We start from the raw sequence: 12,131 nt of genomic DNA, 5'->3' as shown, positions 1-12,131 counted from the left end.
TCGTTGTCCACAGGCCCGGGACCGTGAAGCCGACGGCTGCGGCCGCGCCAAGACACTGCTCCTGACAACCGCCGGCCCGGCGTCTCGTCGGGGGCGCCGGCGCCAAGGAGGTTCGTGTGGACACGATCCTGCTCGACGCCGACCGCCGTGTCGGCGGCCCGTACACGCTGGCCGCGGCGCTCCTCGACCGCCTCGTCCCGCAGGCGCTGGACCATCGGCCCGGCCTGGTCGCCGACCACGACATCGAGATCCGCGCGGCGGCGCCCCACCTGCGCGGCGCCGTGCCCGCGCGGCGGCGGTCGCTGGCCGATGATCTGCCCAGGGCGCAGCGAGTCCTCGTGCCTGGCGCCCGGCGCAGCCTCAGGATCGCCAACGGGCTGGCCGAGTTCGTCCGCGACCACCTGCGCCGGACCGGGGCGCTGGCCCTGACCGTGACGAACCTGGGCGAGGCCGACCACACCGACGCCGAGCTCGTCGCCGTGCTGCGGCGCAGGCTGGACCCCGGCCTCCTCAGAATCGACGAGGGCCCCTCCGCGCCGGGCGCCGGGCCCCTGCCCGCCGACTTCGACCGCTACCGCGACGAGGGCTTCCACCACGCCATGGCGGAGTCGGGCCTGGAGGCGTTGCGCGGTGTGGAGGATGTGCCGCTCCTGCTGCGCGTCGCCGCCGCCCTGGAGGCCATCGAACGCGAGGACGAGGCCCGCGAGCTCTACGACCGGGCCCGGCGCGAGAGCACGGACCCCAAACAGCGCGCCACCGCCGCCTACGCCACCGCCATGATCCTCGTACGCCACCACGACCACGACCGGCGCGACCCCGAGCACGCCCTGGCCTGGATCAACGAGGCGATCACGATCACGTCCCTCCTGCCTGACCCGCGCGAGCGGGCCTTCCACCTCGGCTTCGACCTCAACGGCAAGGCCCTGGTCGAGGTACGCAGGGGACGCCGCGAGGCCGCCATGGAGCTCGTGCAGCGGGCCATCGACCTGGCCGATGCGGACCTGCCGGGCGAGCACCCGATCCACCGGCTCGTCCTGCACGCCAACCGGGCCCAGCTCCTGGCCATGGCCGGCCGCGAGGAGGAGGCACTGGCCGACTACACGCGGGCCGTCGAGGCCGACCCCGGCTACCCCGACTACTACCTCGACCGCGGCAACCTGCTGCACAGGCTCGGCAGGACCGAGGAGGCCCTGGCCGACTACGAGGCCGTCATGCGGCTGAGCCCGCCGTTCCCCGAGGCCTACTACAACCGGTCCGAGCTGCGCTTCGCCGCCGGTGATCTGGCCGGCGCCCTGGCCGACCTGGATCACACGCTGGAGCTGGACCCGGCCTTCGCGCCCGCCTACGTCAACCGCGCCGGACTCCGGGTGGCGGCCGGGGATCACGCCCAGGCCAGGGACGACGTCGAGCACGGACTGGAGATCGCGCCGCGCGACCCCCACCTGCTGTGCGTGCTCGGTCAGGTGGAGCTGGCCGAGGGCCACCTGCCGGAAGCGCGCATCGCGTTCGACCAGGCGCTGGAGCTCGATCCGGGCCTGGCGGCGGGCTGGGCCAACCGGGCCGAGCTGGCCTTCGAGCGTGGCGACCACGAGGCGGCGCTGGCCGATCTGGCGCGGGCGCTGGAGCTGGAGGAGACCGCCGAGTTGCTGTTCAACAGGTCGGTGGTGCATCGGGCCGCGGGCCGGCCGGACCAGGCCAGGAAGGACCTGCTCAGGGCCGCCGAGCTGGCCCCTGGCGACGAGGACGTGAAGCGGGCGCTGGCCGAGGTCTGACGACTCGACGGCGGGACGCAGCCCGCGGGTGGCAAGCCGGGAGCGCCGCTTGAGCGGCACCGGGGTCAGGAACGCGGCCTGATCGGCACCACCAGCGGCGTCCCGGCCACGGGGTCCTCGATGACCTTCGCGTCCAGCTCGAACACCTCGCCCAGCAGCTCCTCCGTGAGCACCTCGTGCGGGGAGCCCGCCGCGATCACCCGGCCGGCCCGCATGGCCACCAGCCGGTCGGCGTAGCGGGCGGCCAGGTTGAGGTCGTGCAGGACCATGACGACCGTGCGGCCGGCCTCCTGGTGCAGGTGCCGGACGAGCTCCAGCACCTCCACCTGATGCGCCAGGTCCAGGAACGTCGTGGGCTCGTCGAGCAGCAGCAGATCCGTGCCCTGGGCCAGCGCCATGGAGATCCACGCCCGCTGCCGCTGCCCGCCCGACAGCTCGTCCAGCGGCCGCTCGGCGAGGTCGGCCAGGCCCGTCATGTCCAGCGCCGCCGCGACCGCGTCCTCGTCGTCGGAGGACCACTGCCGGTACCAGGTCTGGTGCGGATGCCGGCCCCTGGCCACCAGGTCGGCCACGGTCAGCCCTTCGGGAGCGGTGGGCGCCTGGGGGAGCACGCCGAGGATCTTGGCCACCTCGCGGGTGGGGATCCTGTCGATGCGCTTGCCGTCCAGCAGCACCTCGCCGCCCTGCGGCTTGAGCAGGCGGCCGAGCGCGCGCAGCAGCGTGGACTTGCCGCAGCCGTTGGGGCCGATGATCGTGGTCACCGTGCCCGCCTCGATGCCCAGGTCGAGCCCGTCGACGACGACGCGGTCGCCGTATCCGAGCTTGACGCCGGCGGCCTGCAGTCTCACTTGCGAGACCTCCAGATCAGATGGATCAAGTATGGGGCGCCCAGCACGGCGGTGACGATGCCGACGGGCAGCTCGATCGGCGAGAACGCGGTCCTGGCGATCAGGTCGGCGGCCGTGGTGAGCACGCCGCCGATGACCGCCGAGCACAGCAGCGGCGGCTGCCCCGAGCGGGCCAGCCGGAGCGCGATCTGCGGGGAGGCGAGCGCCACGAACGCGATCGGCCCGGCCGAGGCCGTGGCCACGGCGGCCAGCAGCACGGCGGCCAGGATCATCAGGGCGCGGGCCAGGTTCGTGCGCACGCCCAGGGAAGTGACCGTGTCGTCGCTGAAGCGCAGCGCGTCGAGCGAGCGCGTGCCGAGCAGGGTCAGCGGCACCAGCACGACCAGGGCTAGGGCCGTGGGCGCCACGTGCTCCCAGCCGCGTCCGTTGAGCGAGCCGCTGATCCAGACCATGGCGCGGGCGGTGTCGTTGACGTCGCCGACGGTCAGGAGCCAGAACTTGACGTTGGTGAAGACGGCGGCCACGCCGATGCCGACCAGGACCAGGCGGTAGCCGTCCAGGCCGCGCCGCCACGCCAGCCCGTACACGACGGCCGCGCCGATCAGGCCGCCGAGCAGGGCGAGCGCGGGGATGCCGAGGGTGGCGAGCAGGCCGCTGGTGCCGCCGTACACGCTGCCGCTGGCCACCACGCCGGCCACGACCGTGACGGAGGCGCCGGTGGTGACGCCGAGGATCTCGGGGCTGGCCAGCGGGTTGCGGGCGATGGACTGGATGATGGCGCCGGACAGCGCGAGCGCCGCGCCGACCAGGGCGCCGGTCAGCGCGCGCGGCAGGCGTAGCTCCATGATGATGAAGTGGGCGGCGCTGTTCGGGTCGAAGGTGCCGGCGATCACCTCGGCAACGGTCATCTCGATGTCGCCGATGCGCATGTTCAAGGCCATGAGCAGGGCGAGGAGGACCAGGCCGAACAGGGTGATCGCGACGCCGCGCAGGCGTACCCGCCAGGACAGGGCGCCGACGCGCAGGGAGAGAGCGGTCACAGTCGCACCGGCTTCCTGCGGCGGACCAGGGCCACGAAGAAGGGGGCGCCGATCAGCGCGAGTACCACGCCGACCTCCAGCTCGCCCGGCGGGGCGACCACGCGGCCGATCACGTCCGCGAGCAGCAGCAGCGCCGCGCCGATCAGCCCCGAGTACGGCAGCAGCCACCGGTGGTCGGTGCCCGACAGAGGGCGGGCCAGGTGGGGCACGATCAGGCCGACGAACGACAGCGAGCCGCACGCGGCGACTGCCGCGCCCGACAACAGGGTGACGGCGGCGACGCCGATGGTGCGCGTCATGGCGATGTTCTGGCCGAGGCTCCTGGCCACGTCCTCACCGAGCGAAAGCGCGTTCAGGCCGGGCGCGTTGACCGTCGCGAGGAGCAGGCCCACCAGGATGAACGGCAGCACCTGCCAGACCACGTCGGCGCCCCTGGCCGCGATCGAGCCGGCCTGCCAGAAGCGGAACACGTCCATGGCCTGCTCGTCCAGCAGCACGATGGCCGAGGTGAGCGCGTACAACATGGCGCTGACGGCGGTGCCGGCCAGCGCCAGCGTGACGGGCGTGGGCCCGCCCCTGCCGCCTGCCATGCCGAGCGCGAACACCGCCACACTGGCGATCAACGCCCCCGCCAGCCCGAACCAGATGTAGACGAGGAGGCTGGAGGCGCCCAGCAGGATGATCGAGGCCACCATCGCGAACGCCGCCCCCTGCGTGACCCCGAGCAGGCCCGGGTCGGCGAGCGGGTTGCGGGTGTGGCCCTGCATCAGCGCGCCGGCCACGCCGAGCGCGAGGCCGGCGAGCACCCCTAAGACGGTCCGCGGAACGCGGAGCGAGCGGATGATGATGTCGTTCTCGCTGCCGGTGGGCGCGGTGAGCGCGGCCCAGGCGTCGGCGAGCGGCACGGACTTGGAGCCGATCGTGATGCTGAGCACCACGGCCACCGCCACGGCGGCGACAAGCGCGAGCAGGACGGTGAGCCGGCGGTGACGGATGCCGTGGAGGCGCGGCGCGGCCACGGTTGTGCTCACCCTGTTCCTCCTCGGCATTTGCTCGATCCCGGTGAAGTATGCCAGTTTAGGCAGGGCTTACCTAACTTAGGTTTGCCTTACTTTTCAGGGAAGGAACTTTGACCATGAGACCGTTGCGTGCGCTGGTCGGCGCTCTTCTTGTGGCGGGACTCGCCGCCTGCGGTTCGACGGAGCCCGCCGCCACCACCACTGCCGGCGCCACGGCGGCCGCGCCGTTCAAGACCGTCAAGCACGCGATGGGTGAGACGAAGATCCCCGCTCAGCCGAAGCGGGTCGTGGCGCTCGACCAGAGCTTCGTCGACGCCGTCCTCACGCTGGAGACGCCCGTGGTGGGCTACACGACGTATCGCTCGCTTGACGACAAGCTGCCCGACTATCTGGGGACCGTCGCCGAGCAGTATGGCAAGGAGGCGACCCCGGTCGGCACGCTGGAGGAGCCCAGCCTGGAGAAGATCATCGCGCTCAAGCCCGACCTGATCGTCTCCGCCAAGGTCCGGCACGAGGCCCTGTACGACAAGCTCTCCAAGATCGCGCCGACCGTCTTCAGCGAGACCACCGGGGCCATCTGGAAGGAGAACATCCGGCTCATGGGGCAGGCCCTGGGCAAGGAGCAGCTCGCCGACACCAAGATCAAGGAGTACGAGGACCGGGCCGCCAAGATCGGCACGTCGATCAAGGAGAAGGAAGGCGGCGAGCTGCCCACGATCTCCATCGTGCGGTTCGCCGGTGAGCCCACGGTCCGCCTGTACGTGGAGAAGTCCTACTCCGGCATCGTGATGAAGGACGTCGGCTTCCCGCGCCCCGACGGCCAGCCGACCGTGGAGGACTCGATCGTGGTGGACGTGAGCCAGGAGAAGATCGCGGACCTGGACGCCGACCACATCTTCGTCTCCACCTACGAGGACCCGACGGTGGCCGAGACCAAGGACAAGTTCCTGAACAACCCGCTGTGGGGCAAGCTCAAGGGCGAGAAGCACGACGTCGCCGACCTGACCTGGATGACCGCGGTGGGCATCCAGGGTGCGCACTCGATCCTGGACGACGTTGCCAAGTTCTTCGGCGTGGACCCGGCCAGGGCCGCCTAACGAGGCAGCCAGGCGCGGAGCTCCGTCAGGTGTGGCTCGACGTCCAGACGCTGGCCGGCGAGCCACTCCGGATTGCCGTACGTGCCCTTGTAGCGGTCGCCGCTGTCGCAGATCAGCGTGACGACGCTGCCCCGCTCGCCCTTTCGCCGCATCTCGTCGATCAGCTCCACGCAGGCCGCCATGTTGGTGCCCGTGGAGCCGCCGACGTTCAGGCCGGTGACCTCGCGGGTCCAGTGCATGGCGGCGATCGAGCGGGCGTCGGGCACCGCGATCATGCGGTCGATGACGGACGGCTGAAACGAAGGCTCGACGCGGGGGCGGCCGATCCCCTCGATGCGCGAGCCCCGGGCGGTGACGGAGGCGTCGCCGGAAATCCAGGCGGGGTAGAAGGCCGAGCCCTCGGGGTCGACGACAGCCAGCCGGGTGGGGTGGCGGCGGTAGCGGATGTAGCGGCCGATGGTCGACGACGTGCCGCCGGTGCCGGCCCCGACCACGATCCAGGAGGGCTCGGGGTGGGGCTCCATGGACATCTGCGAATAGATCGATTCGGCGATGTTGTTGTTGCCGCGCCAGTCGGTGGCCCGCTCCGCGTAGGTGAACTGGTCCATGAAGTGCCCGCCGGCCTCGGCGGCGAGACGGTGAGATTCGTCATAGATCGCGCCGGCGTCCGCCACGAGGTGACATTTCCCACCGTAGAACTCGATGAGGTGGCACTTCTCCGGTGACGTGGAGGCGGGCATGACGGCGATGAAGGGCAGGCCGAGCAGCCGGGCGAAGTAGGCTTCGCTCACGGCCGTGGAGCCGCTGGACGCCTCGACGATCGTGGTCGTGGGTCCGATCCAGCCGTTCGCCAGGCCGTAGAGGAATAGGGATCGGGCAAGTCGATGTTTCAGTGAACCGGTCGGGTGCACCGACTCGTCTTTCAAGTAGAGGTTTACACCCCAGTCCGAGGGCAGCGGAAAGACGTGCAGGTGTGTGTCACAACTGCGGTTGGCGTCGGCTTCGACCGTGCGGATGGCTTCCGCCACCCAGCGGCGCGTTCCCGTGTTGTGATGGTCCACGAAATCCATGTCCTTACGCTATCCCATGTGACGTTGGCCACTAGAACTGCGAATTTGGGTGGTTAGTGTTATGCTATTGAGACTTGTCCGGCCGTGGACGTGACCACGCACGCCGCGAGCAGATGGACGGAACCCCCCTCTGACCCAGGCGGATCCTCGTTAACGCGTCCCTTACCCGGGACTTGCCATGATGGGACCGCCGTCAGGCGGCCTGTGCCGAAACGGGGGATAGCGCAAGGGGGAATGAATTGATCACTATGACCGATGAGCAGCGTCAGGACTGGTTCGAGCGCGATGTCGTGCCGGTGACGTCGCAGCTGTTCGCCTCTGCCATGCGCCTCACCCGTAACGCCGCTGACGCGGAGGATCTGGTGCAGGAGACGGTGGCGAAGGCATATACGTCGTATCACCAGTTCCGGGAGGGCACGAACCTCAAGGCGTGGCTGCACCGGATCCTGACCAACAACTTCATCAACGACTACCGGAAGAAGCAGCGCTCGCCCAAGCTGTCCGCCGCCGAGGAGATCGAGGACTGGCAGCTGCACGCCGCCGAGTCGCACAGCTCGACGGGCCTGCGGTCGGCCGAGAGCGAGGCGCTCGACCGGCTTCCCGACAACGTCGTGATGAACGCCCTGCGGTCCCTGCCCGAGGACTTCCGCGTGGCCGTCTACCTGGCCGACGTCGAAGGGTTCGCGTACAAGGAGATCGCTGACCGCATGGGCACGCCCATCGGCACTGTCATGTCCCGTTTGCACCGGGGCCGCCGGCAGTTGCGCGGCATGCTGGAGGAGTACGCCCGCGAGGAGGGCGCTGTCCGCGTCCCGACCCAGCGTGCTGCCTAGGACTGCATAGACAGATGAAGGCGGACGCGTAACAGTCCGCCTTCCGTGCGCAGCTCCACGAGATCGCAGAGCTGACGACTGATCCAGAGCCCGTATCCCCTGGGGGACTCGGGCTCAGGTGGTATATAGCCGGGTAAGGGGTCGTCCAGCGAGCCGCCGGGGTCGGCGATCTCGCAGATGAGCTCCCCGTTGTTCTCCCACATCGTGATCGTGCCGTATCCGGCGCCGTGTTCGATGCTGTTCGCGGCGATCTCTGAGACGCTGATGACCAGCGACGTGATGAGGTTGCGGTCCATGCCCGCCGCGCGGGCGTACTCGCCGACGCTCTGGCGCAGCCACCGCAGCTCACGTCCGGTGAACCGGATGGTCACCGCGCCGGGTCCCGGCTCGGGGAGCGGCGCGTGGTCGTCGTTGAGCACCAGTTGGTGGGGCGGGATGAAACGGGTGCTGGTCGCCTCGCCGTCCACGCCGAGCAGGAGCGGGTGGTTCACCTCGTGGTAGTCGAGCGCGGCAGGCGGCACCTCGCGGAGGTCGTACATGCACAACATGACGGCCGAGGCCGCGCTGAGCGCGGCGTTGACGACGGACTCGTAGCGGATCAGCTCCGTGATCTCGCGCCGGCTCAGGCCCTCCCAGCTGGGCTCGGCGATCACGAGAGTTCGGCGCCCGCGTGTGTAGTCGTGGTAGGCGGCCAGTGTGCGGTACGGATGGCCGTACCAAGCGGTGGAGACCCGGGTGTCGACGTGTCCCGCGTCGTCGCCCAGGGCGTCGGCCAGCAGGGCGAGCCTGGCCGCGCCGGTGATCACCAGCACCCGCCTGTCCTCGTCGAGCGCGGCCCGCACGCGCGGCACGGTGAGATCCAGAAAGGACTCATCGGAGTCGTAGGGCACGCCGACGTGCCGCAGACCCTCGCCATCGAAACGTGCCCGCTCAGGGCGCACGGGCGAAACGTAACAAGCGCCGCGTGGCTATGCAACGGCTATCAGGGCCACCGCGCCGAGCGCGCATGCCACACCGGTCATCTGGATCGTGTTGAGCCGCTCTCCGAGCACCTGCCTCGCCAGCAGCAGCGTGCTGGCGGGGTAGAGCGACACCAGCACGGCGACCAGGCTGAGCAGGCCCTGGCGCTGCGCCAGCAGAAAGAGCACGTTCGCCACCATGTCGAGCACGCCCGCGGCCACGATGATGCGCAGCGAGCCCGCCCGCGGCCGGAGCGAGCGCCGGGCGGCCAGGGCCACCAGCGCCACCACGCTCACCGATGACAGTCTGGCCCCGACCAGCGGCCACAGGCCTGCCTCGGCCGGCGCCATGGCGAGCAGGATGAAGAACCCGCCGAACCCGGCGCCCGCGGCCAGCGAGGACACCAGCGCCCCGAGCGAGGCGCGCCCGCCGGGGGACCCGTCCTGGCTGACCAGCAACACCGAGCCCAGGGCCAGCGCAACGCCGGTCAGCGCCCAGAACCCCGGCCGCTCGCCCGTGGCCAGCCCGAACACCACAGGCAACGCCGCCGAGGTCACCGCGGTCGTCGGCGCGACCACCGACATGACCCCCGTGGCCAGCGCCCGGTAGAACAGCGCCAGCCCGGCGGCGCCCGACAGTCCTGCGGCCAGCCCCCACAGGATCGCCCGGTCGCTGAACGTGCCCGGGAGCAACGGCAGCAGGGCGAGGATCAGCGTCAGCCCCGCCAGCTGGGAGAGGATGACGACCGCCAGCACCTGGGTCCGTCGGGTGGCCAGGCCGCCGAAGAAGTCGGCCGTGCCGTAGACCACCGCGCAGGCGGTAGCCAAGATCACTGCGGTCACCCTTGTTCTCCTCGGGTCAGTTCAATGAGTTGCACTCCTAGTACAACACAATAGGTGCAACATAGTGCAAATCAAGTTCACTAGACTGCACTCCATGGAGGATCCCGAGCTGATCAATCAGGCCGTCGCCAACAATGTGCGCTTCCAGCGCTCGCACCGAGGGCTGACGCTGGACCAGCTGGCCGCCAGGTCCGGTGTCAGCCGGGGCATGCTCGTCCAGGTCGAGCAGGGGCGGACGAACCCCAGTGTCTCCACCCTCACCAGGATCGCCTCCGCCCTGGGGGTCACCGTGGCCCGGCTGGTCGAGGTCGCGGACGTCCCCATGGTGCGGATCGTGGACAAGGCCGACGTGGTCACGTTCCGCCAGGGCGACGTGCAGGCGCGGCTGCTCGTCGGCGCGGACACGCCGATGATCCTGGAGCTGTGGGACTGGCGCCTGTCCCCGGGGGAGCACCACGACGGCGACCCTCACCCGCCCGGTACCCGCGAGATGCTCACCGTGCTGGAGGGTGAGCTGACGCTCAGCGTCTACGGCAGGAGCCACGTGATCGGCAAGGACGACGCCGTGCTCTTCACCGCCGACCGCCCCCATCGCTATGCGAACCAGGGCGAGGAGGAGCTCAGGCTCATCATGGTGGTCGCCGAACCACGCGAGACACATGACCAGTGACGGCGAGTGTGTTCCTGATCGCCCTGCGGAGTTGACGACTCCGGCATATCTTGGACCACTCGTGACCGTTGCTGGGTACATCCCTGGTAAACGGCGGTACCTCGGCAGGGGGTGGCGGGTGAGTGAGGCCCGAGCGGCGACGGAGAAGCTCCACACGGAGCTTCATGGTCTGGGCGTCACCAGCGCGTACGAGGTGGGCGACGACGCCACCATCGCGGTGTGGATAGGCCTTGTCGTGCGATATAGGGATGGTTTTTACCGCTGGCAGGAAGGACCTGCGAAACGTCGGCGTTTGGGTACGGATCCGGTTGGATGTGCCATACGCGTGGCGCGCCGCTACAAGGAACTGCAGGCCGATATCCCACTCTGGTGGGACGACCTGGCCAGGGAACTGCGGGGAAAACCGGTCCAGGACTACCCATAGGCCCCCGCATGCGCGGTTTCGGGGGGAAGCATGCGCGTCTGGGCTCTGCCGCTGGCCTTGCTCGCCCTGGTGGCCTGTGTCACCTACTCGGTGGCGTACCGCCGATCTGCCGAGGAACCGCCGGTGATCGTGCCGCTGCGGCAGGTGAGCGTCGATCCCGCCCAGCTGGCCAAGCGGCTGGCGTCGATGCAGGCCGGCTGGCCGCGTAGCCGCAAGTTCGACTGCGCGCGGCTCAAGTGCGTGGCCCTGACCTTCGACGACGGTCCCGGCGAGCACACCGGCCGGCTCCTGGACCTGCTCAGCGCGCGTGATGTCCGGGCCACGTTCTTCGTCATCGGGCAGATGGTGGCCGCCGACAGGGGCGGGCTCCTCACGCGGCGCATCGTGGACGAGGGCCACGAGATCGGCAACCACTCCTGGAGCCATCCGCCGCTGGCCGCGCTGTCGCACGAGGCGGTCCATCGCGAGCTCAAGTACACCGACGACATCGTGGAGCACCTGACCGGGGTGCGGATGCGGGTCATGCGGCCGCCGTACGGGGCCACGGACGACGGCGTCGCCGCGGAGACCCGCCGTGAAGGGCTGGCGCAGATCCTGTGGAACGTGGACACCCTCGACTGGCGCGACCGGGCGGCCCCGACTGTGGCCAAGCGGGCTTGCGAGGCCAAACCCGGGTCGATCGTCCTGCTGCACGACATTCACCGCAGCACCGTGGACGCCATGCCGGCGGTGCTCGACACGCTGAGCAGGAAGGGGTTCACGTTCGTCACGGTCTCGGAGCTGTACGGCAAGACGCCGCTGCCGGGCAGGACGTACACCTCGCGGTGACCCGGGATGTCGGTGGGACGTGGCACCCTGACGGCATGGGTTTCACCGGCTTCCCCGACGAGGCGTTCATCTTCTATGAGGGCCTCGAGGCGGACAACAGCAAGACCTACTTCACCCGGCACAAGCAGCTCTACGAGGAGGCGGTGCGGGCGCCCATGGTCGCGCTCACCGACGAGCTTGCCGCCGAGTTCGGGCCCGCGCAGCTCTTCCGGCCCTATCGTGACGTGCGTTTCTCCAAGGACAAGTCGCCATACAAGACGCATCAGGGTGCGTTCGTGGATCTGATGCCGGGGATCGGGCTTTATGTCGAGATCAGCGCGTCAGGACTGTTCGCGGCCGGGGGCTTCTACACGCAGGCGGCCGACCAGGTGGCTCGCTACCGCGCGGCGGTGGATGAGGATCTTTCGGGCAAGCCGTTGACGGCGATCATCGACGCGCTGGCGGCGGCCGGTTACGAGGTGGGGGGCGAGCGGCTGAAGACCAAGCCGCGCGGCTTCACCGAGGACCACCCGCGCATCGACCTGCTGCGTCACAAGTCGTTGTACGCGGGGATGCGCTTCGAGCCGGAGCCCTGGGTGCACACGACGGAGGCCCGCGCCCGCGTGGAGCAGACCTGGCGCGCCTTCGGGCCGCTGGTCGAATGGCTCTGCACCCACGTCAGGGGCAGCGAGCTCCCCCGCCGCTGACCACCCGATCCCGCCCCCTACGGCCTACGCGCAGGCACCGCC

At 70.0% G+C, this 12,131-nt stretch carries 12 protein-coding genes; 6 read left to right on the top strand and 6 right to left on the bottom strand.

The genetic code is table 11. The annotated features are described in order from the left end of the window. Positions 1 to 116: 116 nt before the first annotated feature. Positions 117 to 1,772 carry a tetratricopeptide repeat protein gene (locus ACTWQA_RS05825; protein ID WP_443158249.1) on the top strand — a complete coding sequence of 552 codons (1,656 nt, stop codon included), beginning with the start codon at positions 117 to 119 and terminating at the stop codon, positions 1,770 to 1,772. Positions 1,773 to 1,837: 65 nt separating this feature from the next. Here the strand turns inward: ACTWQA_RS05825 and ACTWQA_RS05820 are convergent, their stop codons facing one another. From ACTWQA_RS05820 to ACTWQA_RS05810, 3 genes are read right to left on the bottom strand one after another with little or no spacing between them, the layout of a single operon-like run. Next, positions 1,838 to 2,620 carry an ABC transporter ATP-binding protein gene (locus ACTWQA_RS05820; protein WP_443158248.1) on the bottom strand — a complete coding sequence of 261 codons (783 nt, stop codon included), beginning with the start codon at positions 2,618 to 2,620 and terminating at the stop codon, positions 1,838 to 1,840. Next, a complete protein-coding gene (locus ACTWQA_RS05815; protein ID WP_443158247.1) occupies positions 2,617 to 3,660 on the bottom strand; it encodes a FecCD family ABC transporter permease in 1,044 nt (347 codons plus the stop codon). The genes ACTWQA_RS05820 and ACTWQA_RS05815 overlap by 4 nt, the downstream gene beginning before the upstream one ends. After that, the gene (locus ACTWQA_RS05810) at positions 3,657 to 4,691 is read right to left on the bottom strand and encodes a FecCD family ABC transporter permease (protein WP_443158246.1); all 1,035 of its coding nucleotides are present in this window, start codon (positions 4,689 to 4,691) and stop codon (positions 3,657 to 3,659) included. The genes ACTWQA_RS05815 and ACTWQA_RS05810 overlap by 4 nt, the downstream gene beginning before the upstream one ends. A gap of 104 nt (positions 4,692 to 4,795) precedes the next feature. Between ACTWQA_RS05810 and ACTWQA_RS05805 the strand changes: the two genes are divergently transcribed. After that, positions 4,796 to 5,776 (top strand): ABC transporter substrate-binding protein, encoded by a 981-nt coding sequence (locus ACTWQA_RS05805; protein ID WP_443158245.1) that lies wholly within the window; start codon positions 4,796 to 4,798, stop codon positions 5,774 to 5,776. Here ACTWQA_RS05805 and ACTWQA_RS05800 read toward each other — a convergent pair. After that, on the bottom strand, positions 5,773 to 6,846 hold the full coding sequence (locus ACTWQA_RS05800; protein ID WP_443158244.1) for a PLP-dependent cysteine synthase family protein: 1,074 nt from the start codon (positions 6,844 to 6,846) through the stop codon (positions 5,773 to 5,775). The two genes, ACTWQA_RS05805 and ACTWQA_RS05800, sit on opposite strands and share 4 nt — an antisense overlap. A gap of 248 nt (positions 6,847 to 7,094) precedes the next feature. Between ACTWQA_RS05800 and ACTWQA_RS05795 the strand changes: the two genes are divergently transcribed. Beyond that, a complete protein-coding gene (locus tag ACTWQA_RS05795) occupies positions 7,095 to 7,679 on the top strand; it encodes a sigma-70 family RNA polymerase sigma factor (protein ID WP_305916598.1) in 585 nt (194 codons plus the stop codon). Here the strand turns inward: ACTWQA_RS05795 and ACTWQA_RS05790 are convergent. Beyond that, on the bottom strand, positions 7,676 to 8,620 hold the full coding sequence (locus tag ACTWQA_RS05790; protein ID WP_443158243.1) for an anti-sigma factor RsbA family regulatory protein: 945 nt from the start codon (positions 8,618 to 8,620) through the stop codon (positions 7,676 to 7,678). The two genes, ACTWQA_RS05795 and ACTWQA_RS05790, sit on opposite strands and share 4 nt — an antisense overlap. Before the next feature lie 27 nt (positions 8,621 to 8,647). Continuing rightward, the gene (locus ACTWQA_RS05785; protein WP_443158242.1) at positions 8,648 to 9,481 is read right to left on the bottom strand and encodes an EamA family transporter; all 834 of its coding nucleotides are present in this window, start codon (positions 9,479 to 9,481) and stop codon (positions 8,648 to 8,650) included. Positions 9,482 to 9,575: 94 nt separating this feature from the next. Between ACTWQA_RS05785 and ACTWQA_RS05780 the strand changes: the two genes are divergently transcribed. The 3 genes from ACTWQA_RS05780 (at position 9,576) to ACTWQA_RS05770 (ending at position 12,089) form a co-directional block, all read left to right on the top strand. Then, positions 9,576 to 10,151 (top strand): helix-turn-helix domain-containing protein, encoded by a 576-nt coding sequence (locus tag ACTWQA_RS05780; RefSeq protein WP_443158241.1) that lies wholly within the window; start codon positions 9,576 to 9,578, stop codon positions 10,149 to 10,151. Positions 10,152 to 10,605: 454 nt separating this feature from the next. Then, on the top strand, positions 10,606 to 11,403 hold the full coding sequence (locus ACTWQA_RS05775; protein ID WP_443158240.1) for a polysaccharide deacetylase family protein: 798 nt from the start codon (positions 10,606 to 10,608) through the stop codon (positions 11,401 to 11,403). A 35-nt stretch (positions 11,404 to 11,438) separates the two neighbouring features. After that, on the top strand, positions 11,439 to 12,089 hold the full coding sequence (locus ACTWQA_RS05770) for a DUF2461 domain-containing protein (RefSeq protein WP_443158239.1): 651 nt from the start codon (positions 11,439 to 11,441) through the stop codon (positions 12,087 to 12,089). The last annotated feature ends 42 nt before the right edge of the window (positions 12,090 to 12,131 follow it).

It is taken from the genome of Nonomuraea sp. 10N515B, from assembly GCF_052245915.1.
Classification (GTDB): Bacteria; Actinomycetota; Actinomycetes; order Streptosporangiales; family Streptosporangiaceae; genus Nonomuraea.
Note: the sequence above shows the minus strand (reverse complement) of the source record. Positions and strands in the feature narration are given on the sequence as shown.